Origin of the sequence: Streptomyces sp. NPDC090032, assembly GCF_044748025.1 — a bacterium.
In the GTDB taxonomy this organism is placed as follows: Bacteria; Actinomycetota; Actinomycetes; order Streptomycetales; family Streptomycetaceae; genus Streptomyces.
In genome coordinates, this window is record NZ_JBIVFF010000020.1 from 67,327 (window position 1) to 90,760 (window position 23,434).

The following is a 23,434-nucleotide window of genomic DNA, read 5'->3' on the forward strand; positions in this document are numbered from 1 at the left end:
GTGTCGAGGAGGGGGCGGCCTCCACCTTGGGGAGTACGCCGGAGGCACTCGGATCGCACCTCCGGTTGACCCCTGCACACTGCACGCTTCTTTACGCTGGGTTACGTGCAGCGCCTCTACGACTTTTTCCGCCGACACCCGACGTGGGTCGACAGCTTCTGGGCCGTCGTCCTCCTCGGGGTCTCCGGCATGAGTCTGGTCGCGGGGCAGGAGAACATGCAGGGCGACGCCCGCCTCGTCGGCATCCCCGTCGTCCTCGCGCTGAGCCTGGCCGTCGCCCTGCGCAGGCGCGTTCCCGAGCGGATGCTGATCCTCATCGCCGCCGTGGGCGTGTTCCAGCTCGTCGCGGACGTACGGGTGCTGCCGGCCGACTTCGCGATGCTGGTGATCATCTACACCGTGGCGGCGGACAGTCCGCGCTGGGCGTCCAGGTTCGCGCTCATCGGCGGCCTGTGCGCGGCGCCGTTCGCGCAGCTGCGCTGGCCCATGCACGAGACGAGCACCGCGGGCAACGTACTGCTCACGGTCTTCCAGATGGTGCCGTTCGCGCTCGCCTGGGTGCTCGGCGACTCCGTCCGCACGCGCCGCGCCTACCTGGCGCAGCTGGAGGAGCGCGCCGACCGTCTGGAGAAGGAGCGCGAGGCCCAGTCGAAGGTCGCGGTCGCCGCAGAGCGGGCCCGGATCGCGCGGGAACTGCACGACGTCGTCGCCCACAACGTGTCGGTGATGGTGGTGCAGGCGGACGGCGCCGCGTACGTCATGGACACCGCTCCCGAGCAGGCGAGGAAGGCCCTGGAGACGATCTCAGGGACCGGCCGGCAGGCGCTCGCCGAAATGCGGCGCCTCCTCGGAGTGCTGCGTACCGGTGAGCACCAGGAGAGCGGCGAGTACGTGCCGCAGCCCGACGTCGAGCAGCTCGACGAGCTGATAGAGCAGGTGCGCACCGCGGGCCTGCCCGTCGACTTCAAGGTCGAGGGCACCCCGCGCCCGCTGCCCAGCGGCGTGGAGCTGACCGCGTACCGCATCGTGCAGGAGGCGCTCACCAACACCCGTAAGCACGGCGGCGCGAACGCGGGCGCGAGCGTCCGGCTCGTCTACTTCGACGACGGCCTCGGCCTGCTGGTCGAGGACGACGGCAAGGGCGCCCCGCACGAGCTGTACGAGGACGGGGGCGCCGACGGCCGCGGGCACGGGCTCATCGGCATGCGGGAGCGCGTCGGTATGGTCGGCGGGACGCTCGACGCGGGACCGCGTCCCGGCGGCGGATTCCGGATCAGCGCCCTGCTTCCGCTCAAGCCCGCCCACTGACCTCGTACACGTACCGAAAGGGACCCCCTTCATGGCGATCCGCGTGATGCTCGTCGACGACCAGGTGCTGCTGCGCACCGGTTTCCGGATGGTGCTCGCCGCCCAGCCGGACATGGAGGTCGTCGCCGAGGCGGGCGACGGGGTCGAGGCCCTTGAGGTGCTGCGCGGCACGGCGGTCGACGTGGTCCTGATGGACGTCCGCATGCCGAAGCTGGACGGCGTGGAGACGACGCGGCGGATCTGCATGGACGAGAACCCGCCGAAGGTCCTCATCCTGACGACGTTCGACCTCGACGAGTACGCCTTCTCGGGGCTGAAGGCCGGGGCGTCGGGGTTCATGCTCAAGGACGTGCCGCCCGGCGAGCTGCTCGGCGCGATCCGGGCCGTGCACAGCGGCGACGCGGTGGTCGCGCCGTCGACGACGCGGCGGCTGCTCGACCGCTTCGCGCCGATGCTGCCCAGCTCCGGGAAGGAGCCGCAGCTCGCCGAGCTCGGCCGGCTGACCGAGCGCGAGCGCGAGGTCATGATCCTCGTCGCGCAGGGCCTGTCGAACGGCGAGATCGCCGCCCGGCTCGTCCTGTCGGAGGCGACCGTGAAGACGCACGTGGGCCGCATCCTCACCAAGCTGAACCTGCGCGACCGCGTCCAGGTCGTCGTACTCGCCTACGAGACGGGACTCGTGCGGGCGGGCGGCGGGGCGGCCTGACCGGCGTCTCCTGGCGCAGTACACCCTCGGCCAGCCCCTAGCGCAGTACGCCCTCGATGAAGTCACTGCCCAGGCGGGCGACGGCCGTCAGGTCCAGCTGGTGCTGGACGTAGCGGCCCCGGCGGCGTGTGGTGATCAGGCCCGCCTTCTTGAGCACGGTCAGATGCCGGGATATCTCCGGTGCCGTCATCCCGTGCGCGTCGGACAGCTCGCTCGTCGTGTACGCGCCGCGTGCGAGGTGGCGGCACAGCCGCATGCGGACGGGGTGTGCGAGGGCCGTCATCCGGCGCGTGAGCTGCTCGACGGTGGCCGGTGTGGTGAGGCCGGGTGAGCCGACGGGGTACGTGATCACCGGCTGCCATCCGAAGCGGTGCAGCACCATGAGGTGCGGCCAGCCGAGGCTGGTCGGCACGAGGACGAGGCCGCCGTCCTCCGTGAACGTACGGCCCACGGTGATCTTGTCGACCGTGATCAGGTTCGCCGCCTCGTCGAGTGTGACGACCGAGGACACCGCCGTCAGCGCCTCGGCCAGGCCCTTGCGTCTCAGGAGCTCGGTCTTGTGCCGCGCGTCGGCCGCCAGCTGGTGGTGGACGCGGGCCCAGATGTCCGCGAAGAACGCCTCCTCGCAGTCCTCCACGAGCCTTCGGAACCAGGCGCGCACGGCGGGCGGGTCGTCCAGGAGCCGCTGGGTGAACTGGACCTGGGGCAGGCCGCGCGTGGCCGCGAGGTCCATGGCGCGGCGGCGCATGTCCGGGTCGTCCAGCGGGTTGGCCTCACGCGTCGCGTAGCTGTTCTGGCAGGTGAACTCCAGTGCGGCGTCCACGAATTGACGGTCGGTCAGCTTGTCGAGGAGGTCGAGTTCCTCGGCGAGGGTGGCGCCGGGCAGGGCGGCCCGGCCCGGGATCCCGGCGAACGGCGAGAACACGTCCGAGAACGTCGCGCGCCACAGGAAGTCCGCCTCGCAGAGCCGGTCCGCCAGGCACGGGTCGAGGCGTGCGGACACCGCGGTCGTCCAGCCCTGGAGCCCCGGGTGGTGTGCGGGCTCGGCCAGCGCGTGCAGCGCCATGCCCAGCTCGGACAGGGGCGAGGGCACGACGCTGATCCGCTCCGGGGCCAGCCTGCTGATGTCGATGCTCACGCTCATGACCCCATGGTGCACGCAGGGCCGGACAACCGAGTTCTCGATTGACGGCTCCCGTCAATCGACGTGACCGGGCGGGGTCGTCGGGCGGAGTCTCGTTCAGGTCGGACCGAAGCGGCAAACACCAACATTCGCTATGGAAAGCCGCATTCATGGTCATCGCGTGACAATGATGAAGACGAGCGAGGGGTACGTCATGAGCATCACCCAGCAGTACGCACTGGATGTCTACCGCGCCTCCCAGCACGGCGAGCCCGCCCCGCCCGCGCCGGGCCTCCACGACTGGAAGACCATCCGCGAGCTGCGCGACCACCGCCGCTTCGACGCGGTCATCGCCGGCCGCCCGGCGCGCGGCCGGATCCGGGCGGCCCTGGCCCGCCTGACCCACACACGACAGAGGCCGGCGGGCTGCCAGGCGCTCGAAGAAGCGGGCTGCTAGGCGCTCGCAGAAGGCGTGGTTCCCGCCGTCCCGGGGATCCGCGCCACGAAGTCCGCGACGGCCGCGCGGACGTCGTCGGCGGTCCATTCGAGGCCGCGTGCGGACACCGTGACCTCGGTGACCGAAAGCCCCGGAGGACCCTGCTCCGACCAGCGCCGGAACAGCGACGTCCGGGTCTCTTCGGCCTGCGTCAGCGACGCCTCGTCGAGCCGGTCGGAGCTGTACGGCAGCCAGACCTGGAACTCGTGCGTGTGCGGCACCTCGGGGTGCACCCGCACCCACGGCACCCCGGCCTCGGCGAACCCTTCGCGCAGCGCCTCGGCGACCACGCGCGCGTGGGCCACGTACTCAGGTACGCGCGGCAGCTCCCGCTCCAGGCCGACCAGGGCCGAGAGCACCGCGGGGAACTGCTGGAAGAGCTGGCCTCCGTAACGGTGCCGCCAGGTCTTCGCCTCGTCGACGAACGACCGGGGCCCGGCGAGCGCCGCCCCGCTGAGGCCGCCGAGGGTCTTGTAGAACGACACGTACACGCTGTCGGCGAGATCGGCGATCTCGGCCAGGGAGCGCCCGAAGTGGGGGGTGCACTCCCAAAGGCGTGCCCCGTCGAAGTGGACGACGGCGTCCCGTTCCCTGGCCGCCTCGGTGACGGCGACCAGCTCGTCCCAGGTGGGCAGCACGTAACCGGCGTCCCGGAGCGGCAGTTCGAGCATCAGCGCGCCGAAGGGCTCGGCGAAGTCGCGCACCTCGTCGGCGTTCGGCAGCCGCGGCTCGCTCGTCGGGTGGACGGTGCGCAGGCCGCTCAGCGCGCCGAAGGCGCCGCGCTCGTGCCGCTCCGGGTGTGCCATCGGGTGCAGGGCGACCGTCGGGTTCCCCGTGCGGCCGGCCCAGCAGCGCAGGGCGACCTGCTGCGCCATCGTGCCGGTGGGGAAGTAGGCCGCCGCCTCGGTACCGAGGAGCCCCGCGACGCGCTCCTCCAGGTCGGCGACGATGCCGTCGCCGTACAGGTCGCTGGTCCGGCCGGGGTCGGCGACGGACCAGGCGGCCTCCGTGAGGGCCGTCAGACGGTCACCGATCGTCGTGTCGAGGCCGTGCGCCCCGAGGATCCGCTCGGCGCCCCGCACGGCCGCGGCGCGGCGGGCCCGCGCCTTCGTCGCGTCGTCCGCCGCGGGGCTCTGCTGGTCTTCGCTCTCCGTCATCCACCGATGATGTCGTACGCGCGTGCGGTTGCCCACAGCCTGTGACGGGTGCCATCAGTGCCTCCGGCCACGGGGCCGGAGCCCCTGGAGCAGATCGCGTTAACATGACGAGAAATCGTCCGGTACCCCGAGCGGACTGGAACGGAAGGCCGTCGTCCTGTGAACGCACCTCCTCGACCCGAACCCACCGACCCCAGGGACCGCCCCGCCCGGCTCACCGTCGGAGTGGTCGGCGCGGGCCGTGTCGGTCCCGCCCTCGCGGCCGCCCTGGCCCTCGCGGGACACCGCCCCGTCGCCGTCTCCGCGGTCTCCGAGGCATCCGTGCGCCGGGCCGCCCTCATGCTGCCCGACGTCCCCGTGGTGACGCCCGCCGAGGTCCTCGCGCGCGCCGAACTCGTGCTCCTCACGGTGCCCGACGACGCGCTGCCCGGCCTCGTGGAAGGGCTCGTCGAGACCGGCTCCGTACGCCCGGGACAGCTGATCGCGCACACCTCGGGGCGGTACGGAGCCAAGGTGCTCAACCCCGCACTGCGAGCCGGCGCGCTGCCGCTCGCGCTGCACCCCGCCATGACGTTCGTCGGCACCCCCGTGGACGTACAGCGGCTGGCCGGGTGCGCCTTCGGCGTGACCGCGCCCGAGGAGCTGCGGCTCGCCGCAGAGGCGCTCGTCATCGAGATGGGCGGCGAGCCGGAGTGGATCCGTGAGGAGTCGCGCCCGCTCTACCACGCGGCGCTCGCCCTCGGCGCGAACCACCTGGTCACGCTGGTCGCCGAGTCCATGGATCTGCTCCGGGACGCGGGCGTCGAAGCCCCCGACCGGATGCTCGGCCCGCTGCTCGGCGCGGCCCTCGACAACGCCCTCAGGTCCGGTGACGCGGCGCTCACCGGCCCCGTCGCGCGCGGGGACGCGGGCACGGTCGCCGCCCATGTCGCCGAGCTGCGCAAGCACGCGCCCCAGACCGTCGCCGGATACCTGGCGATGGCCCGCGCCACCGCCGACCGGGCCCTCGCGCACGGTCTGCTCAAGCCCGAACTCGCCGAGGACCTCCTCGGGGTCCTGGCCGACGGCGCCGAGGGAGACCCGCGATGACCACTGTGCTGCACACCGCCGAAGAGCTCCGCACGCGCGCGCGTGCGGGCCGCCGCGCCGTCGTCATGACGATGGGCGCCCTGCACGACGGCCACGCCGAGCTGATCCGCACGGCCCGCTCGATCGCCGGCGCCGACGGCGAAGTGGTGACGACCGTCTTCGTGAACCCGCTCCAGTTCGGCGCGGGCGAGGACCTCGACCGCTATCCGCGCACCCTCGACTCCGACGTCAAGATCGCCGAACAGGCGGGCGCCGACGTCGTGTTCGCGCCCTCCGTGGACGAGGTCTACCCCGGCGGCGAGCCGCAGGTCCGCGTCACCGCGGGCCCCATGGGCGAGCGCCTCGAAGGCGCGTCGCGCCCCGGCCACTTCGACGGCATGCTCACCGTCGTCGCCAAGCTGCTGCACCTGACCGTGGCCGACATCGCCCTGTTCGGGCAGAAGGACGCCCAGCAGCTCGCCCTGATCCGGCGCATGGTGCGCGACCTGAACTTCCCCGTGGAGATCGTCGGCGTGCCCACCGTGCGCGAGCACGACGGCCTCGCCCTCTCCAGCCGCAACCGCTACCTCGCCGCCGACGAGCGGCGCACCGCGCTCGCCCTGTCCCAGGCGCTCTTCGCCGGCGGCGACCGGCACGCCGCCCAGGAGGCGCTGCGCGCGCGTGCCCACGAAGCGCCCTCCACGCACGCGCGTGCCGACGCCCTGAACGCGATAGGCGAGGCGCGCGCCGCCGCCGACGCGCACGCCGTCGCGAAGGCCTCGCCCGGCGGCCCCGAAGCCGTCCGCGCCGCGGCCCGCCAGGTCCTCGACGAGGCCGCCCGCGTCCGGCCGCCGCTCACGCTGGACTACCTCGCCCTCGTAGACCCGGCCGACTTCACCGAGGTGGAGCACGGCTACACCGGAGAGGCCGTGCTCGCCGTCGCCGCCAGGGTCGGCGCGACGCGGCTGATCGACAACATCCCCCTGACCTTCGGAGCTCCCGTATGAGTGCTACAGGGAACACAGCCACCGGCACGTCGACCGGCATACGCCTGCACGCGCCCGCGCCCGGTTGGTCCGTCACCGCCGACGTCGTGATCGTCGGCTCCGGTGTCGCCGGACTCACTGCGGCCCTGCGCTGCCAGGCGGCCGGACTGCGCACCGTCGTCGTCACCAAGGCCCGCCTCGACGACGGCTCCACGCGCTGGGCGCAGGGCGGCGTCGCCGCGGCGCTCGGCGAGGGCGACACCCCCGAGCAGCATCTCGACGACACGCTCGTCGCGGGCGTCGGCCTGTGCGACGAGGAGGCGGTCCGCACCCTCGTCACGGAGGGCCCCGACGCCGTACGCCGCCTCATCGCGACCGGCGCCCACTTCGACGAGTCGGCCGACGGCGACCTCGAGCTCACCCGTGAGGGCGGCCACCACCGCCGGCGCATCGCGCACGCGGGCGGCGACGCCACCGGCGCCGAGATCTCCCGCGCCCTCGTCGAGGCGGTACGCGCACGGGGCATCAGGACCGTCGAGAACGCCCTCGTCCTCGACCTCCTCACGGACGCCGACGGCCGCACGGCGGGCGTCTCCCTGCACGTCATGGGAGAGGGCCAGCACGACGGCGTCGGCGCGGCGCTCGCTCCCGCCGTGGTCCTCGCGACCGGCGGCATGGGCCAGGTCTTCTCGGCGACCACCAACCCGCACGTCTCCACGGGCGACGGCGTCGCGCTCGCCCTGCGCGCGGGCGCAGAGGTGTCCGACCTCGAATTCGTGCAGTTCCACCCGACAGTGCTCTTCCTCGGCGCGGACGCGGAGGGCCAGCAGCCGCTGGTCTCCGAGGCCGTACGCGGCGAGGGCGCCCACCTCGTCGACGCCGACGGGGTGCGCTTCATGGTCGGCCAGCACCAACTGGCCGAGCTCGCGCCCCGTGACATCGTCGCCAAGGGCATCACGCGCCGCATGCTGGAACAGGGCGCCGAGCACATGTACCTCGACGCCCGGCACTTCGGCGCCGAGATGTGGGAGAACCGGTTCCCCACGATCCTCGCCGCCTGCCGCGCCCACGGCATCGACCCGGTCACCGAGCCCATCCCCGTGGCGCCGGCCGCCCACTACGCGTCCGGGGGAGTCCGCACGGACCTCCAGGGCCGCACGACGGTCCCCGGCCTGTACGCGTGCGGAGAGGTCGCCTGCACCGGCGTCCACGGCGCGAACCGCCTCGCCTCCAACTCCCTCCTGGAGGGCCTGGTCTACGCCGAGCGCATCGCGGACGACATCGTCGCGAGCCACCGGGAAAACGGCCTCCACGCGCGCGTGCCCGCCCCCGTGGCGTACCCGGAGACCCCGACCCACCCCCTGATGCCGTCCGAGGCACGGCTCGCCATCCAGCGCGTCATGACGCAGGGCGCCGGAGTGCTCCGCTCCGCGGACTCGCTCGCCGAGGCCGCCGCGGGCCTCGGCCGCATCCACGCCGAGGCGGCGGGCGCCCTCGTGGAGAACGGCAAGACGGCGGAGCCCGGCGTCGACACCTGGGAGGCCACCAACCTCCTGTGCGTCGCCCGCGTCCTCGTCGCCGCGGCCCGCCGCCGCGAGGAGACCCGCGGCTGCCACTGGCGCGAGGACCACGCCGACCGCGACGACGCACAATGGCGCCGCCACATCGTCGTACGGCTGAATCCCGACCGGACGCTGGCCGCGCACACCACGCCCACCGCAGAATTCCCCCCGACCCGCCCCGAGCGCCGTACACACCAGCAGGAGCTGTGAGAGACGTGAGTACCCCCGACCTCCCCCTCGCCGAGAGCGGCGGCTGCGGCGACGGCTGCGGCTGCAGCGGCGGATCCGACACCGACATGGGCGACATGATGGAGTGCGGCCTCGACCCCGCCCTCGCCCAGCTCCTGGCCGACGCGGGGCTCGACCCCGTGGAGGTCGAGGACATCGCGCACATGGCCATTGCCGAGGACCTGGACGGCGGCGTGGACGTCACCACCGTCGCCACCATCCCCGAGGACGCCGTCGCCACCGCCGACTTCACCGCCCGCGAGGACGGCGTCGTGGCGGGCCTGCGCGTCGCCGAGGCCGTGCTCTCCGTGGTCTGCACCGACGAGTTCGAGGTCGAGCGGCACGCGGAGGACGGCGACCGGATCACCGCAGGGCAGAAGCTCCTCAGCGTCACCACCCGCACCCGCGACCTGCTGACCGCCGAGCGCAGTGCCCTCAACATCCTGTGCCGCCTTTCCGGCATCGCGACCGCCACGCGCGCGTGGGCGGACGCTCTGGAGGGGACCACCGCGAAGGTCCGCGACACCCGCAAGACGACGCCCGGCCTGCGCTCCCTGGAGAAGTTCGCCGTCCGCATGGGCGGCGGCGTCAACCACCGCATGTCGCTCTCGGACGCGGCTCTGGTCAAGGACAACCACGTGGTCGCCGCCGGCGGCGTCGCACAGGCCTTCAAGGCCGTACGGGAGACGTTCCCGGGCCTCGCCGTCGAGGTCGAGGTCGACACCCTGGACCAGCTGCGCGAGGTCGTCGAGGCGGGCGCCGACCTGATCCTCCTGGACAACTTCACGCCGGCCGAGACCCAGGAGGCCGTCGCGATCGTGGGCGGCCACGCCCTCCTGGAGTCCTCGGGCCGGCTGACCCTGGCGAACGCGCGCGAGTACGCAGCGACGGGCGTCGACTTCCTCGCGGTGGGCGCGCTGACCCACTCGTCGCCGATCCTGGACATCGGCCTCGACCTGCGCGCGGCGGAGTAGTCGCCATGCTGCTCACCATCGACGTAGGCAACACCCACACCGTCCTCGGCCTGTTCGACGGCGAGGAGATCGTCGAGCACTGGCGCATCTCCACCGACGCCCGCCGAACCGCCGACGAACTCGCCGTGCTTCTCCAGGGCTTGATGGGCATGCACCCGCTGCTCGGCGACGAGCTCGGCGACGGCATCGACGGCATCGCCATCTGCTCGACCGTCCCCTCGGTCCTGCACGAGCTGCGCGAGGTCACCCGCCGCTACTACGGCGACGTCCCCGCCGTCCTGGTCGAACCCGGCATCAAGACCGGCGTCCCGATCCTCATGGACAACCCCAAGGAGGTCGGCGCCGACCGCATCATCAACGCGGTGGCGGCGGTCGAGCTCTACGGAGGGCCCGCCATCGTCGTCGACTTCGGCACGGCGACCACCTTCGACGCGGTCTCCGCGCGCGGGGAGTACGCCGGCGGCGTCATCGCCCCCGGCATCGAGATCTCCGTGGAGGCCCTGGGCGTCAAGGGCGCCCAGCTCCGCAAGATCGAGATCGCCCGCCCGCGCAGCGTCATCGGGAAGAACACCGTCGAGGCCATGCAGTCCGGCATCCTGTACGGCTTCGCGGGCCAGGTCGACGGCGTCGTGACCCGCATGGCGCGCGAACTCGCCGACGACCCCGACGACGTGACCGTCATCGCCACCGGAGGCCTTGCGCCGATGGTGCTCGGCGAGGCCGCGGTGATCGACGAGCACGAGCCGTGGCTGACGCTGATCGGCCTGCGCCTGGTCTACGAACGGAACGTCTCCCGCTCCTGACGCTCGTTTCGGCGACGTCCCCCTCTCGGTGACGTGACCCTTCGGTGGCGCGACCTTTCGGTGGCGCCCCAACTACCCCTTCGCGTACGGACTTTCGACAAGGAGTGCGCGAAGGGTGCAACCGTTCGTACGCTTCGCTCGTCTCCGCAAAGACGGGGCATGAGTCGGCATGCGATGGACGTGGGGCGAAATGTGGCGTAAGGGCAGACAGTTGGCGGCTGCGACGGCGGCGATCGCGCTGACCGGGGTCGGTCTCACGGGCGCCACGGCCTGGGCCGCGGACGGCCCCACGCCTCCCACGCAGTCGTACGCCGTCATCACGGCGCCCGCGCAGATAGCCGTCCCGGCATCGGGCACGGCCATGGCCCCCGAGGTGGGCTACGGCTTCGCCGACGACGGCGTGGAGGGGCTCCCGCTGCCGGAGAACGCCAAGCTGGTGATCGACGCGAGCGGCCTCAAGGGCATAGCCACGATCAAGGCCAAGAACGACCGGTGCACGGCAGACGGAGCCGTCGTCACGTGCCTGGACGACGGCAATCTGCACGGCCCGTTCGAGCCCTTCACGCTCAGCGCGCTCGCCGGTACGAAGCCCGGCGACACCGGAACGCTGCGCTACGAGGTCACCGCGGACAAGGCCACCCCCGACACCGAGACCTCCAAGGTCGTCATCGGCTCCCCGAAGGTCCAGGTCGCCACACTGCCCGCCAAGTCCGGCCTGACGCCCGGCCAGTCCGTCGGCTACCCCGTGGTCCTGCGCAACACGGGCGACCTGCCCACCGAACAGATCACCGTCCGCCTCACCGGCAGCCCGGGCGTCACGTTCGCCGGGAAGCACAGCAACTGCCTCTACCTGCCAGGTGACTTCGGCAGGGACGACGCCGACGTGACCTGCGTCTTCAAGACGGCGATCGCCCCGGGTGACACGGTTGGGTTCTCCAACCCGCTCGAAGGGTCCCTCGGCAAGGACGCCTTCCACACCTGGACCGACATCACCGCCGAGGCCGTCCCGGCCTCCTCCGGCACGGACACCGGCGGCACCCCCGGCAAGGGCGCCGCGCTCACCCTGACCCCCGCCGCGGGCACCGGCTTCGCCGACAGCCACCGGGTGACGTACGAAGCCGACAACGCCGCCGACTTCCTCGCGGTCGGCGCCGTCCTCGTGCCCGGCAAGAAGGGCTCCACCCACCCGCTCGCCTTCGGCCTGCGCAACGCGGGCCCCGCCGTGGTCGCCCACCCCGACAGCAAGCCCGTGGCCTACGTCGAGGTGACCCTCCCCAAGGGCGTCGTCGCCAAGAGCGTGCGCGTCGACGAGGAGCCCGACGACCAGGCGAGCGGCGACTGCTTCACGTACACCGGCGGCAAGACCTCACCCTTCGAGCCGGGCCACCGCCGCTACCTCTGCCCGGACACCGTCTCCGAGGAGAGCGGCGACGGCCAGATGTTCCGCTTCCAGGTCGGCTACGAGAAGGACCTCGCCGCCGGCGCCGCCCGCGGCACGGTCACCGTGCGCCCCGGCGACGGGATCGTCCTGAACGACCCGGACCAGTCCGACGACGAGGCGGCGATCACCGTCGGCGAGGCGTCCTCCTCCCCGTCGCCGTCCCCGTCGGCATCGGGCGGCACCGCGACCCCCTCGCCCTCCGCGAGCTCCACCGTCTCCGTGACGTCGGGCGGCTCGGGGACCTCGGGCACGTCCGGGTCCATGGCGGCGACCGGTGCCGGCTTCCTGCCGTGGCTGGCCGCGGCGGCCGCCGCGGCTCTCGGTGTGGGCGCGATCGTGTTCGCCATGTCGCGACGCCGGGCCGAGTGACCTGGGGTGGCCTGGTGACCTGGGGTGTGACCAGGCTGCGAGCCACGCCGCAAATTGGCGGTTAAGCGGATTTTGTCCGTCGTGCTGCGTATCGTCGGCCCATGCCCACGCCCTACGGAAACCGCGGCGGCATGGCGTTCGGCGCTGAAGAGCTGCGTGTGCTCCGACGCGCCCTCGCCCTTGCCCTTCACCCGAGTCCCGTCTCCGCCGAGGACATCCAGGACTGCCTCCGGCTCGCCGAATCGGTCGACGAGGCAGCCGACGAAGGCGCCCGTATCCGCGCCTTCCTGCTGGCTGACCTCGCCCGCTACCGGGCCGCCCTGCCCGGATCCACCACCGGCTATCTGGAACTGCTCGACGAGTCGCTCGCGGCGGGCTATCAGCCCGGCGCCGACGACCTCGCCGCCCTGCGCGCCCTGCGCGGCAATCCCTCCGCCGCCACCCTCCTCGAACGCTGCCGCACGCTCGCCGAGCGCGACGTGCGGGCCAGGCTCGAGGGCCGGGCGCCGGCGCGCGGGGAGACGCGCGTCGCGCAGCCCCGCATCCCGGGCTCCCGTACCCGGCTGCTCGCCCTGCCCGGGGGCCTCTCCGCCACCGGCAAGCCCGCATCCGAACCCAGGCCTCCGGCGACCCCTCCGGCCCCGCCGCGCCCCATGCCCACCCCGGCCGAGGTCTTCCCGCCCAAGCGCCGGCCCGCACCCCCCGCGGCCCCGCCGCAGGAACTCGCCGTCGGATAGCTACTCTGGGGGCATGGACTACGTCTCCGCGCTCGTGCCCCCCGTAGTGATGGCCGTCTTCTTCGTCGGTCTCATCGTGACGATCGTGAAGTCCCAGGGCGGCGACAAGAAGGCCAAGGAAGACGCGGCCGTCGACGCGGCGATCGCCCGCGCCGAGGCGGCCCGCCAGGCCACCCCACAGCCCAGCGACATCTGAGAAGGGCGCCCATCGGGCGCCCTTTTTGTCCTTATTGGCGCCGTTCGCCACGTCCGGCGCCCTATTGCCGACTTCTGCCACTAGTGTGCTGCTCGTGCCGCGCCCATTGGGAGAACTCGAAGACGCAGTGATGACACGGGTGTGGAAGTGGAACCGCCTCGTGACAGTTCGCGAAGTTCTGGAAGACCTCCAGCAGGAACGGTCCATCGCCTACACCACGGTCATGACCGTTCTGGACAATCTTCACCAGAAGGGCTGGGTACGCCGCGAAGCGGAAGGCCGGGCCTATCGATATGAGGCCGTCTCCACTCGCGCCGCGTACTCCGCCGCGCTGATGAACGACGCATGGTCCCAGAGTGACAACCCGGCGGCGGCTCTAGTCGCCTTCTTCGGCATGATGTCGCCGGAACAACGCGAAGCGCTGAACGATGCCGTGCGTATGGTGCAGGGACCTCGGGCGCAGCCCATCGCGTCTCAAGAGCCCGAAGGCTCCGAAGTCCCCGCAGCCACCGAAGGCCCCGAAGAGCCGCGAGACTCGGAACGAACTCAAGGGCCTGAAGCATCTGAAGGGCAGGAGGGGCCTCAAGGACCTGAAGGATCTCAAGGACCTGAAGGACCTGAAGGACCCGAGGAAGCGGCTCCGGACGCCGGGCGATAGCGTCCGCTCATGCCAGCACAGCTCCCCGAAGACTCCGCAAAAGCAGTCACCGTGCGCAGGGCGAGGACGGCCGATGTGCCGTCCGTGCGCCGCCTCCTCGACGCGTACAGCCGCGAGGGGATCCTGCTCGACAAAGCCACCGTGACGCTTTACGAGGACATCCAGGAGTTCTGGGTCGCGGAACGGGACGACAACGCGGAGGTCGTCGGCTGCGGCGCCCTGCATGTCATGTGGGAAGACCTGGCGGAAGTCCGCACCCTCGCCGTGAATCCGGTGGTCAGGGGCGCGGGCGTCGGTCATCAGCTGCTCGAGAAGTTGCTGCAGACCGCGCGCTGGATCGGTGTTCGCCGGGTTTTCTGTCTCACCTTCGAAGTGGAGTTCTTCGCGAAGCGCGGTTTCGTGGAGATCGGAGAGGCACCCGTCGATACGATCGACACCGATGTCTACAGCGAGCTCTTGCGTTCCTATGACGAGGGTGTCGCGGAGTTCCTCGGTCTCGAACGAGTGAAACCGAACACCCTGGGCAACAGCCGGATGCTTCTGCATCTGTGATCGCCCCCGGTATTACTGAGCAGCTGCCTGCCCGGGTGCCCTATGTCCGAAACGCGCATCTTTCCGGGCTTCTCGGGGTGCTTGGTCTCTCCTGGATCTCTCCCAGGGGTTTGTGTTTTTCCAGCAAAAGCGGTTTGCTTTCCGACGTACTGCGTACTGCATATAACAAGGGGACGGCGAATCAACGACTGAGGTCGTGGGGTCCGGCCCTTCGGATATCGATGAAAGGAAATCCGGTGGCACAGAAGGTTCAGGTCCTTCTTGTCGACGACCTCGACGGTGGCGAGGCGGACGAGACCGTGACGTTCGCGTTGGACGGCAAGACTTACGAGATCGACCTCACCACCACCAACGCGGACAAGCTCCGCGGACTTCTTGAGCCGTATCTCAAGGGTGGTCGTCGCACCGGAGGCCGTTCCGCCGGCGGACGCGGCAAGGCGCGCGCCACGGTGGCGGGTGGCAGCCAGGACACGGCGCAGATCCGTGCCTGGGCCAAGGAGAACGGTTACGAGGTCAACGACCGCGGCCGTGTCCCCGCGTCCATCCGTGAGGCCTACGAGAAGGCCAACGGCTGAGCGCAGGCACGTCGCAGCCGGATCCGGTGGCACTGAGTCGCCGCCGTTTCCACCAGCCGTACGAGACCGGGGGCGCCCCCACCGCCCCCCACGGCCGGCAGCGCAGTCAGGGCCGGAAGTGTCGGCTCGACGTCGCATCCGGGCTCGGGGGGCCGCACCCAGACAGCGGCCTCCTGCGGGTCCGGCACTCCCGGGGGCGCGGGCGCGTCGATCGCCCCGCCCGCACCGATCACGGTGAGATCCAGGGGCAGCGCCCCCCACTCCAGCCAGTCGAGCAGCCCCGGCAGCTCCTCCGCGCTGCCCGCGGCCACCAGCAGACGCATCGTCTCCCCTTGCAGGGCCACCGGACTTCCGGGGTCCAGCCGCCGCAGCACGGCACGTCCCGCCTCCGCGGGCACCTCCAGTACGTCGAAGCGCAGCCCTGTCAGCAGCTGAAGGCCCGTGGGGCCCGGCGCGGTGGGCCAGCCGAGCGCGTTCTCGTACCACCCGCGCACCGGATCGCCCGCGTCGAGCGGCCGACGGGGCAGGGGCACGGTGTGCGCGATGGAGACCATGTCCGGAGCAACCGCCGGGAACCCTCGCGAGTTACGCAGCGTTGTCAGTTGAGTGCGCAGAGTTTCTCGAATGGGGGCGTGCGGGGGTGTTCGGCGGCGCAAGGGTGTTCGCCCGTAGCGGAGGGATCCGGCGCGCGCCGCATGGAGTGTCACCCCTGGCGGGTAAGACATCCCTAGTGAGGAGGGGCGACACGTGGGTTTGGGCCGTCTTGCGTTCGCCATCGGCGTACTGATGGTGGGGGTAACTGCCTGGCCTGCGGGAACATCGTCTCGCACCATCGGTGTTGGAGCAGTTGTCGGCGTTCGGGTCTGGAGGCCATCGACGGGTGTCGGCAGTTGGAATGAGCGGTCCCCGCTTGCGGGACTAAGCTGCGGAAGGACAGGGAGGGGAGCGTCCCCTTACTGCCTGACCGCTCTGAGGAGCGATTAACGATGTTCGAGAGGTTCACCGACCGCGCGCGGCGGGTTGTCGTCCTGGCTCAGGAAGAAGCCCGGATGCTCAACCACAACTACATCGGCACCGAGCACATCCTCCTGGGCCTGATCCACGAGGGTGAGGGTGTCGCCGCTAAGGCCCTGGAGAGCCTCGGGATTTCGCTCGAGGCGGTCCGCCAGCAGGTGGAGGAGATCATCGGCCAGGGCCAGCAGGCCCCGTCCGGGCACATCCCCTTCACCCCCCGTGCCAAGAAGGTCCTGGAGCTGTCGCTCCGCGAGGCGCTTCAGCTGGGTCACAACTACATCGGCACGGAGCACATCCTGCTCGGCCTGATCCGTGAGGGCGAGGGCGTCGCCGCCCAGGTCCTGGTCAAGCTGGGCGCCGATCTCAACCGGGTGCGGCAGCAGGTCATCCAGCTGCTCTCCGGCTACCAGGGCAAGGAGACCGCCACCGCCGGCGGTCCTGCCGAGGGCACGCCCTCCACGTCCCTGGTCCTCGACCAGTTCGGCCGGAACCTCACGCAGGCCGCCCGCGAATCCAAGCTCGACCCGGTCATCGGGCGCGAGAAGGAGATCGAGCGGGTCATGCAGGTGCTGTCCCGCCGCACGAAGAACAACCCGGTCCTCATCGGCGAGCCCGGCGTCGGCAAGACCGCCGTCGTCGAGGGCCTCGCGCAGGCCATCGTCAAGGGCGAGGTGCCCGAGACCCTCAAGGACAAGCACCTCTACACCCTCGACCTGGGCGCGCTGGTCGCCGGTTCCCGCTACCGCGGTGACTTCGAGGAGCGCCTGAAGAAGGTCCTCAAGGAGATCCGCACCCGCGGCGACATCATCCTGTTCATCGACGAGCTGCACACGCTGGTCGGTGCGGGTGCTGCCGAGGGCGCCATCGACGCCGCTTCGATCCTGAAGCCGATGCTGGCCCGTGGTGAGCTCCAGACCATCGGTGCCACCACGCTGGACGAGTACCGCAAGCACCTGGAGAAGGACGCCGCTCTTGAGCGCCGCTTCCAGCCCATCCAGGTCGCGGAGCCGTCGCTGCCGCACACGATCGAGATCCTCAAGGGTCTGCGCGACCGCTACGAGGCCCACCACCGCGTCTCCATCACGGACGAGGCCCTCGTCCAGGCGGCGACGCTGGCCGACCGGTACATCTCGGACCGCTTCCTGCCGGACAAGGCGATCGACCTGATCGACGAGGCCGGTTCCCGGATGCGCATCCGCCGGATGACCGCGCCGCCGGACCTCCGCGAGTTCGACGAGAAGATCGCGGGCGTGCGCCGTGACAAGGAGTCGGCGATCGACTCCCAGGACTTCGAGAAGGCAGCTTCGCTCCGCGACAAGGAGAAGCAGCTGCTCGCCGCGAAGGCCAAGCGCGAGAAGGAGTGGAAGGCCGGCGACATGGACGTCGTCGCCGAGGTCGACGGCGAGCTGATCGCCGAGGTCCTCGCGACCGCGACCGGCATTCCCGTCTTCAAGCTGACCGAGGAGGAGTCCTCGCGTCTGCTGCGCATGGAGGACGAGCTCCACAAGCGTGTCATCGGCCAGAAGGACGCCGTCAAGGCGCTCTCGAAGGCGATCCGCCGTACGCGTGCCGGTCTGAAGGACCCGAAGCGCCCCGGTGGCTCGTTCATCTTCGCGGGCCCGTCCGGTGTCGGTAAGACCGAGCTGTCCAAGGCGCTCGCCGAGTTCCTCTTCGGTGACGAGGACGCGCTGATCTCCCTCGACATGTCGGAGTTCAGCGAGAAGCACACGGTCTCGCGTCTCTTCGGTTCGCCCCCCGGTTACGTGGGCTACGAAGAGGGCGGCCAGCTGACGGAGAAGGTGCGGCGCAAGCCGTTCTCGGTGGTTCTCTTCGACGAGGTCGAGAAGGCCCACCCGGACATCTTCAACTCGCTGCTCCAGATCCTGGAGGACGGTCGCCTGACCGACTCCCAGGGCCGGGTCGTGGACTTCAAGAACACGGTCATCATCATGACGACCAACCTCGGCACGCGGGACATCTCGAAGGGCTTCAACCTCGGCTTCGCGGCCACGGGTGACACGAAGTCCAACTACGAGCGCATGAAGAACAAGGTCTCGGACGAGCTCAAGCAGCACTTCCGCCCCGAGTTCCTCAACCGCGTGGACGACGTCGTCGTCTTCCCGCAGCTGACCCAGGACGACATCCTCCAGATCGTCGACCTGATGATCGGCAAGGTCGACGAGCGCCTCAAGGACCGGGACATGGGCATCGAGCTCAGCCAGTCCTCGAAGGAGCTCCTGGCCAAGAAGGGTTACGACCCCGTGCTCGGCGCGCGTCCGCTGCGACGCACGATCCAGCGCGAGATCGAGGACTCGCTCTCCGAGAAGATCCTCTTCGGTGAGCTGCGTCCGGGCCACATTGTGGTCGTCGACACAGAGGGCGAGGGTGACGCCAAGACGTTCACCTTCCGCGGCGAGGAGAAGTCCACGCTGCCGGACGTCCCGCCGATCGAGCAGGCGGCCGGCGGAGCCGGGCCGAATCTGAGCAAGGACGCGTAACCCTTCGGGGACGCGCTGAGACGAAGGGGCTGCCCCGGGACTTCGGTCCTGGGCCAGCCCCTTCGTCGTGCGCTCGGGGTCATCGACCCGGGCGGTCGATCTTGACCTCGGCCTGCGGGAAGAACTCCGCGTACACGTCGTCGGCGCCCGGTGCCGCGTCCTCGGCGAGGAAGAGGTGCACGTACTGCGCGCACGGGAAGGCCGGGGCGAAGCGGGAGACCTGCTCCTCGGCTCCCGCATCCAGATGGAAGTGGAGGGTGCGGATTCCTGTCAGCTCGGTGGTCGGGCCGTGTTCGGGCAGGAACCGGCTGTCCACTGAGAGGCGGGCGAGCGCGGGGTGCCGGGCGAGCTGTTCCCAGTCGTGTGGGCCGAGCGCGGCGCCGTCGCCGGACAGGTTCAGCCAGGTCAGCTCGGGGAAGGCGTCGAGGCCCGTGAGCCCTGTGGTCTCCGTTGCGCCCCGGCCGAGGATGAGCTGGTCGAGCGGCGCCCCGACCGGCAGGTACGCGGCGAGCGAGTCGCCGGGGATCGGCTGGAGGACGCTGAGCGAGCAAAGGCTGGTCACCCGGGACAGGCCGGAGAGGGTCGGCAGGGCGGGCAGGTCGATCACCGACAGATGCCGTAGCCGCATCTCGGCGAGGGGTGCCAGGTCGCGGACCTCCGGGCAGTACATCAGGGCCAGGAACTCCAGTGACGGCAGTGCGTGCAGTTCCCGGAGATCCGTGATGTGCGGGTTGCCGCGCAACGTCAGGAACCGTGCGACCTCGAGGTCCAGTGCTCCCATGAACGTGTCGAGCGGATACTCCCCGCTGAGGTCGACCCGCCGCCACGGCAGCATCGTCCACATCGCCCGTACCTGCTCCTCGCTCGTGACGGTCAGGTCGAGCTGGTCCCGGTCCACATGCGCGATCACCTCGTCCGCGTACTCCTGCGCGTCGAACCTCCGCCAGGTGCCGACGAGTTGGCGCCGCACGTCGAGGGACGCGTGGGAGCGGAAGCGCTTCAGGACCGGCAGGGAGCCCTCGTGGCCCAGGCGGGAGGCCGTGGTTACGACCGCGTGGGCCTCCTCGTCCGTCAAGTCCTGTGGTCCGGGGAGGAGTTCGAGGACGAACGGGCCCGCCTGCGCGAGCTGCGCGGCCTCCTGAGGGGTCCGGGGCGGGATCAGGGCGGCGGCCCGTTCCCGTACCTCTTCGAGGACCTCCTGTTCGACCGCCGAGGCGTCCTGAAGGCTCGCCAGCGCGAGCAGGGTCAGGCGCGGGCTGTCCGCGGCGAGCAGGCCCCGCAGGAGCGTCGTCCGCTCCCGGGTGCGGGCGTGGGCCACGGCCATCCGCACGACGTCCTCCCACTGCGTGTCGCCGGCGTGGCCGAGCAGGACGTCGAGGTGGCCCTCCTCGACCGCGTAGCGCGCACCGAGGTGGTCGAGGAACGTCCGGTGCGCGAAGTCGACCACCTGTGGGGCGGGGCTGCGCAGGACGCCGCTGCGCAGCAGGAGGTGGCGCAGGATCGCGGGGGCGTCGCCCTGGCGGGCGGCGTCGGGGACGGAGGGCAGGGCGCGTTCCAGGAGCGCGAGCGCGGTGGCCTCGTCCATCTCGGTGCGGCCCGCGAGCACCAGGGCGTAGGCGAGACGCTGGAGGAGTTCGGTCTGGTCCTCGGTGTCGAGTTCGATGCCGTCGAGGCAGCCCATGCCGCGCTGCCGGTCGCGGTCGGTGAGGATCATCTGGAGCGCGGCGTCGTACAGAGCCTTGCGGCGTGGCGGCAGATAGCCGCGGCGCGCACGGTGGAGGGCGCAGATCATGCCGCACATGAGGGGGTTGGTCGCCAGGAGCGACAGGTCCGGCTTGGCGCGCAGGGCGTCCAGCAGCGGTTCCTCGTGCTCCGCGGCGCCGGCGGCCGCGTGCCACCTGTGTACGAAGGCGCCGACCGTCCGGCGGCCCATGGGGGCGAGGGACAGCTCGGCGAACCCGTCCCCGGCCAGCCAGTCGGAGCGTACGGCGGTGGGGCGGGCGGTGAGCAGCCAGCGGTTGCCGGGGAAGGCGCGGACGAGGCCGAGGAGCCAGTCGCGCACGCGGGGCCGCTCGGCCGAGGGGACCTCGTCCAGGCCGTCGACCATCACGAGGCCGCGCCCTGCCGTCAGGACGCGCTCGGCCCAGCCGTCGGGCGGGGTGTGCGGGCAGTCGGCGGACGCGAGGAACGCGGCGGGGGAGGGGAGCCCGGAGGCGCGGATCAGGGTGCGCAGCGGCAGTACGTACGGGATACGGCCCGTGGTGGTGATCGCCAGCCACTGGATGAGGGTCGTCTTGCCGGAGCCCGCCTCACCGCGCAGCAGGACCCGGTCGTAGCCGTCGAACGCGTCCTCGGCCCTGACCTGGACCGTCGTCGCTTCCTGAGGTTCGCCGTGCGTGTCCCCGGGGCCGGCCCCACGGGTGGCTTCGAGGCTCAGGTACGCGACGTCGAGGGGCCAGACGTCGGGGGAGTCGCGCAGGTCGAGGCCGAAGATGGTGACGCGGTTGTGGCGCGCCGCGAGGTGGGCGCGGTAGCGGGCCTCGAAGGCGGTGTCCTGTGCGTCGCGTGGCGGGGTGCGGGTGATGAGTGCGTCCACCTTGGCGATCAGGTCGGACTGGGCGCGGCTCTGCTCGACCAGCGTGCGCGCCACGAACGTGGAGCGCTGGGTGAAGAAGTGCAGGATGTGCAGGCACGCCCACTCGGTGACCGAGTCGAGGAAGTAGGCGGCGTCGGTGGAGAGGTCGGGCGCGGGGGCCGCCTCGCGCAGGGTGCGGGCCAGCCGGCGGTGACCGAGGCGGACCGCCTGGATGTCGTCCATGTCCAGGTCGCCGAGGGCGAGGAGCCTGCGGGCGAGGGCAGCCGTGACCGCCTCCTGCTCGTCCGTGGGGAACGGGGGCTCGCCCGGGGACTGCACGGCTTCCCGCACCAGACGGCCGGCGAGGTGCCCGACCTCCTTCTCCCCGAGGGACCGCTTCTCGCCGCGGAAGGTGACGAGGCCCGAGAGGCGTACGGGCTTGTCCACCAGGCCCGCACCGGGGCCGTCGCGGGTGAGGAGCTGCTTCACCAGAGGCGTGAGGACGCTTGACGCCAGGCGCGTGCCGAGGACTGCGGGATCCATCTGCCGTTCCCCCCGAAAGGCCGTGAAACCAGGCGCTTCAGCGTAGCCCGCGTCACATTCCCGGGTCCGGCGATCTTGCCTCCCGGTGACATGGCGCACAGGCGTTTTGTCCGGTACTAGCCGAAATAGTGGATGCGCTGTAGGGGTGGGGGGTTGTCACGGCATCAGCGGGTTCAGGTGAAATGTCCACTTCTTGGATCGGTAGGGCGGAGGCCGGTGGGGCGCCCGGACACAAGGGTGCGAAGCGGCCCTAAACCTAAAATCGGGGCGCAAATCCGACAGATCTCAGGGGGTCTGCGGGGGCTGTCAAGAGGTTGAAGTCCCGACCAATCAGTACGGCTTTAGGTAGTAGATGGGGCCTTTGAGCCGAGATGGGGTCCTGGGTTACCAATGAACAGCCAGCCCGGCACGTCACCAACGAGTGCCGGTCTGTCCCTGTCATCAACGCGGAGGTAATCCCGAATGTCGAAGCGCACCATGACTCTTTCTTCCGGCTCGTCCCTGCTCCGTACTCGGGCGGCCGTCGTGACCGTCGCCATGGGAGCCACGGCGCTGCTGGGGGCCGGGGCCGCGGTCGCCGCCGAAAGCACTCAGGGAAGCGTCGCGCTGCCCAGCGTGGCTGCCGCTTCGGTCCAGGCGCAGGCCAAGGCGCAGGCCAAGGCCGCCGACCAGGCGAAGCAGAGCGCCGCGCAGGTCAAGGAAGCCGCGGCGAAGAAGGCCGCCTCCTGGATGGACCCGGTCAAGAACTACACGCTGTCCGCGGGCTTCGGCCTCGGCGGCAACATGTGGTCGCACAAGCACTCCGGCCAGGACTTCGCCGTGCCGATCGGCACGAACGTCATGGCCGCCCACGGCGGCACCGTCGTCAAGGCCGGCGGCAACGGCGGCGGCGACGGCCCGGCGTACGGCAACGCCATCGTGATCAAGCACGGCAACGGCACGTACTCGCAGTACGCGCACCTGTCCCGCATCGACGTGCGCATAGGTCAGACGGTGTCCACCGGACAGCACATCGCGCTCTCCGGCAACACCGGTAACTCCAGCGGCCCGCACCTGCACTTCGAGATCCGCACGACCCCGAACTACGGTTCCGCGGTCAACCCGGTCAACTTCCTGAAGTCCGTGGGCGTCAGCGTCTGACCTGCATGAACGAGCTCAGCTCAACTGCATTCAGCTCAACTGCATAACGTGACTCAGGCATCCCGCTGTGCCTGGGTGATGAGATCGGTGGCGACCTCGAGGATGGCCTTGCGCTTTTCCTCCGGGTCGCCTTCGACGTCCTTGAGGACGAACAGGCCCGCGTGCATCGAGAAGATCGCGCTGAAGCAGCGGACCCGCTCGGTCATGGTCGCGTTCTCGGGCAGGAGCTGGTCGAGGAGCGCCTTCATCCGGTCCTTGAACAGCTCGCCGATGCTCAGTTCGCGCATGGTCGCCTGGTTCTCCTGCATGAAGCGGAAGAGTGGGCCCGCTCCGTGCAGCGCCAGGCTGTAACGCTCCATGAGCTCCTGCTTGGTCTCCAGGGTCGGGGGCTGCTCCCTGCCCCACTCGATCAGCTCGTCGATCGGCTGCGTCAGGTCCTCGAAGAGGCTGACGACGATGTCTTCCTTCGTCTTGAAGTGGTAGTAGAGGGCTGCCTTGGTGACGTCGAGGTGCTCGGCGATCTCGCGCAGTGAGGTCTTCTCGTAGCCCTGCTCGGCGAACAGTTCCAGCGCCACGTCCTGGATGCGCTGCCGGGTGTTTCCGCGGCGCTGCTTGCTGCTGCCCATCTGTGGCTGCTCCTTCGTGCTGGTGGCGGGGCTTGGGCCAAAACTTACTTGACGCCCGGCTAGTTAGCGCTCTATCTTCCCTCAGTGTAGTCAACTTGC

At 70.7% G+C, this 23,434-nt stretch carries 21 protein-coding genes; 16 read left to right on the forward strand and 5 right to left on the reverse strand.

Going from position 1 to position 23,434, the window contains the following annotated elements:
- The first annotated feature begins 105 nt into the window (after positions 1-105).
- Both ACIPWY_RS36580 and ACIPWY_RS36585 read left to right on the forward strand, forming a co-directional pair.
- A complete protein-coding gene (locus ACIPWY_RS36580) occupies positions 106-1,308 on the forward strand; it encodes a sensor histidine kinase (protein ID WP_362900906.1) in 1,203 nt (400 codons plus the stop codon).
- 31 nt (positions 1,309-1,339) lie between these two features.
- On the forward strand, positions 1,340-2,014 hold the full coding sequence (locus tag ACIPWY_RS36585; RefSeq protein WP_362900904.1) for a response regulator transcription factor: 675 nt from the start codon (positions 1,340-1,342) through the stop codon (positions 2,012-2,014).
- Positions 2,015-2,051: 37 nt separating this feature from the next.
- Here ACIPWY_RS36585 and ACIPWY_RS36590 read toward each other — a convergent pair whose 3' ends face one another.
- Positions 2,052-3,158 carry a DUF5937 family protein gene (locus ACIPWY_RS36590; RefSeq protein ID WP_362900902.1) on the reverse strand — a complete coding sequence of 369 codons (1,107 nt, stop codon included), beginning with the start codon at positions 3,156-3,158 and terminating at the stop codon, positions 2,052-2,054.
- Positions 3,159-3,324: 166 nt separating this feature from the next.
- On the opposite strand from ACIPWY_RS36590, the gene ACIPWY_RS36595 reads away from it, so the two are divergent.
- A complete protein-coding gene (locus ACIPWY_RS36595; protein ID WP_393699786.1) occupies positions 3,325-3,594 on the forward strand; it encodes a hypothetical protein in 270 nt (89 codons plus the stop codon).
- Here ACIPWY_RS36595 and ACIPWY_RS36600 read toward each other — a convergent pair.
- Positions 3,591-4,790 (reverse strand): threonine aldolase family protein, encoded by a 1,200-nt coding sequence (locus ACIPWY_RS36600; RefSeq protein ID WP_393699699.1) that lies wholly within the window; start codon positions 4,788-4,790, stop codon positions 3,591-3,593. The two genes, ACIPWY_RS36595 and ACIPWY_RS36600, sit on opposite strands and share 4 nt — an antisense overlap.
- 159 nt (positions 4,791-4,949) lie before the next feature.
- Here ACIPWY_RS36600 and ACIPWY_RS36605 point away from each other — a divergent pair, with 159 nt between their 5' ends.
- From ACIPWY_RS36605 to ACIPWY_RS36655, 11 genes are all read left to right on the forward strand, one after another.
- Positions 4,950-5,879 carry a Rossmann-like and DUF2520 domain-containing protein gene (locus ACIPWY_RS36605; protein WP_401536701.1) on the forward strand — a complete coding sequence of 310 codons (930 nt, stop codon included), beginning with the start codon at positions 4,950-4,952 and terminating at the stop codon, positions 5,877-5,879.
- Positions 5,876-6,865 carry a pantoate--beta-alanine ligase gene (gene panC / locus ACIPWY_RS36610; RefSeq protein ID WP_393699701.1) on the forward strand — a complete coding sequence of 330 codons (990 nt, stop codon included), beginning with the start codon at positions 5,876-5,878 and terminating at the stop codon, positions 6,863-6,865. Before ACIPWY_RS36605 ends, panC begins: the two co-directional genes overlap by 4 nt.
- The gene (locus ACIPWY_RS36615) at positions 6,862-8,616 is read left to right on the forward strand and encodes an L-aspartate oxidase (protein ID WP_393699703.1); all 1,755 of its coding nucleotides are present in this window, start codon (positions 6,862-6,864) and stop codon (positions 8,614-8,616) included. The genes panC and ACIPWY_RS36615 overlap by 4 nt, the downstream gene beginning before the upstream one ends.
- Positions 8,617-8,621: 5 nt before the next feature.
- Positions 8,622-9,608: a carboxylating nicotinate-nucleotide diphosphorylase gene (gene nadC / locus ACIPWY_RS36620; RefSeq protein WP_393699705.1), complete on the forward strand. Its 987-nt coding sequence runs from the start codon at positions 8,622-8,624 to the stop codon at positions 9,606-9,608.
- Between the two features lie 5 nt (positions 9,609-9,613).
- On the forward strand, positions 9,614-10,411 hold the full coding sequence (locus tag ACIPWY_RS36625) for a type III pantothenate kinase (RefSeq protein WP_362900890.1): 798 nt from the start codon (positions 9,614-9,616) through the stop codon (positions 10,409-10,411).
- Between the two features lie 211 nt (positions 10,412-10,622).
- Positions 10,623-12,221 (forward strand): hypothetical protein, encoded by a 1,599-nt coding sequence (locus ACIPWY_RS36630; protein WP_362900888.1) that lies wholly within the window; start codon positions 10,623-10,625, stop codon positions 12,219-12,221.
- A gap of 101 nt (positions 12,222-12,322) precedes the next feature.
- Complete coding sequence (locus ACIPWY_RS36635) at positions 12,323-12,958, forward strand: hypothetical protein (RefSeq protein ID WP_362900886.1); 636 nt, start codon at positions 12,323-12,325, stop codon at positions 12,956-12,958.
- Between the two features lie 13 nt (positions 12,959-12,971).
- The gene (locus ACIPWY_RS36640) at positions 12,972-13,154 is read left to right on the forward strand and encodes a hypothetical protein (protein ID WP_383888818.1); all 183 of its coding nucleotides are present in this window, start codon (positions 12,972-12,974) and stop codon (positions 13,152-13,154) included.
- 130 nt (positions 13,155-13,284) lie between these two features.
- The gene (locus tag ACIPWY_RS36645) at positions 13,285-13,812 is read left to right on the forward strand and encodes a BlaI/MecI/CopY family transcriptional regulator (protein WP_393699788.1); all 528 of its coding nucleotides are present in this window, start codon (positions 13,285-13,287) and stop codon (positions 13,810-13,812) included.
- 9 nt (positions 13,813-13,821) lie between these two features.
- Positions 13,822-14,364: an amino-acid N-acetyltransferase gene (locus tag ACIPWY_RS36650; protein ID WP_362900882.1), complete on the forward strand. Its 543-nt coding sequence runs from the start codon at positions 13,822-13,824 to the stop codon at positions 14,362-14,364.
- A gap of 236 nt (positions 14,365-14,600) precedes the next feature.
- Positions 14,601-14,939 carry an Lsr2 family protein gene (locus ACIPWY_RS36655; protein WP_362900880.1) on the forward strand — a complete coding sequence of 113 codons (339 nt, stop codon included), beginning with the start codon at positions 14,601-14,603 and terminating at the stop codon, positions 14,937-14,939.
- On the opposite strand, the gene ACIPWY_RS36660 is transcribed toward ACIPWY_RS36655, so the two are convergent.
- Positions 14,918-15,493, reverse strand: coding sequence for an SCO3374 family protein (locus ACIPWY_RS36660; protein WP_393699711.1), 576 nt, complete (start codon positions 15,491-15,493; stop codon positions 14,918-14,920). The genes ACIPWY_RS36655 and ACIPWY_RS36660 overlap by 22 nt on opposite strands.
- Positions 15,494-15,925: 432 nt before the next feature.
- On the opposite strand from ACIPWY_RS36660, the gene ACIPWY_RS36665 reads away from it, so the two are divergent.
- A complete protein-coding gene (locus tag ACIPWY_RS36665; protein WP_362900876.1) occupies positions 15,926-18,451 on the forward strand; it encodes an ATP-dependent Clp protease ATP-binding subunit in 2,526 nt (841 codons plus the stop codon).
- Positions 18,452-18,530: 79 nt separating this feature from the next.
- Here ACIPWY_RS36665 and ACIPWY_RS36670 read toward each other — a convergent pair whose 3' ends face one another.
- Entirely contained in the window at positions 18,531-21,569 is a 3,039-nt protein-coding gene (locus ACIPWY_RS36670) for an NACHT domain-containing protein (protein ID WP_393699713.1), read from the reverse strand.
- A gap of 462 nt (positions 21,570-22,031) precedes the next feature.
- On the opposite strand from ACIPWY_RS36670, the gene ACIPWY_RS36675 reads away from it, so the two are divergent.
- Complete coding sequence (locus ACIPWY_RS36675; RefSeq protein ID WP_362900868.1) at positions 22,032-22,709, forward strand: M23 family metallopeptidase; 678 nt, start codon at positions 22,032-22,034, stop codon at positions 22,707-22,709.
- 53 nt (positions 22,710-22,762) lie between these two features.
- On the opposite strand, the gene ACIPWY_RS36680 is transcribed toward ACIPWY_RS36675, so the two are convergent.
- Positions 22,763-23,335, reverse strand: coding sequence for a TetR/AcrR family transcriptional regulator (locus ACIPWY_RS36680; RefSeq protein WP_362900866.1), 573 nt, complete (start codon positions 23,333-23,335; stop codon positions 22,763-22,765).
- Positions 23,336-23,434 lie beyond the last annotated feature (99 nt).

Bases quoted from the DNA above. Each gene is read 5' to 3' on its own strand.
- ACIPWY_RS36585 (WP_362900904.1), top strand. From the start codon at position 1,340: ATGGCGATCCGCGTGATGCTCGTCGACGACCAGGTGCTGCTGCGCACC.
- ACIPWY_RS36590 (WP_362900902.1), bottom strand. From the start codon at position 3,158: ATGAGCGTGAGCATCGACATCAGCAGGCTGGCCCCGGAGCGGATCAGC.
- ACIPWY_RS36595 (WP_393699786.1), top strand. From the start codon at position 3,325: ATGATGAAGACGAGCGAGGGGTACGTCATGAGCATCACCCAGCAGTAC.
- ACIPWY_RS36600 (WP_393699699.1), bottom strand. From the start codon at position 4,790: ATGACGGAGAGCGAAGACCAGCAGAGCCCCGCGGCGGACGACGCGACG.
- panC (WP_393699701.1), top strand. From the start codon at position 5,876: ATGACCACTGTGCTGCACACCGCCGAAGAGCTCCGCACGCGCGCGCGT.
- ACIPWY_RS36615 (WP_393699703.1), top strand. From the start codon at position 6,862: ATGAGTGCTACAGGGAACACAGCCACCGGCACGTCGACCGGCATACGC.
- ACIPWY_RS36625 (WP_362900890.1), top strand. From the start codon at position 9,614: ATGCTGCTCACCATCGACGTAGGCAACACCCACACCGTCCTCGGCCTG.
- ACIPWY_RS36635 (WP_362900886.1), top strand. From the start codon at position 12,323: ATGCCCACGCCCTACGGAAACCGCGGCGGCATGGCGTTCGGCGCTGAA.
- ACIPWY_RS36640 (WP_383888818.1), top strand. From the start codon at position 12,972: ATGGACTACGTCTCCGCGCTCGTGCCCCCCGTAGTGATGGCCGTCTTC.
- ACIPWY_RS36645 (WP_393699788.1), top strand. From the start codon at position 13,285: ATGACACGGGTGTGGAAGTGGAACCGCCTCGTGACAGTTCGCGAAGTT.
- ACIPWY_RS36650 (WP_362900882.1), top strand. From the start codon at position 13,822: ATGCCAGCACAGCTCCCCGAAGACTCCGCAAAAGCAGTCACCGTGCGC.
- ACIPWY_RS36660 (WP_393699711.1), bottom strand. From the start codon at position 15,493: ATGGTCTCCATCGCGCACACCGTGCCCCTGCCCCGTCGGCCGCTCGAC.
- ACIPWY_RS36665 (WP_362900876.1), top strand. From the start codon at position 15,926: ATGTTCGAGAGGTTCACCGACCGCGCGCGGCGGGTTGTCGTCCTGGCT.
- ACIPWY_RS36670 (WP_393699713.1), bottom strand. From the start codon at position 21,569: ATGGATCCCGCAGTCCTCGGCACGCGCCTGGCGTCAAGCGTCCTCACG.
- ACIPWY_RS36675 (WP_362900868.1), top strand. From the start codon at position 22,032: ATGTCGAAGCGCACCATGACTCTTTCTTCCGGCTCGTCCCTGCTCCGT.
- ACIPWY_RS36680 (WP_362900866.1), bottom strand. From the start codon at position 23,335: ATGGGCAGCAGCAAGCAGCGCCGCGGAAACACCCGGCAGCGCATCCAG.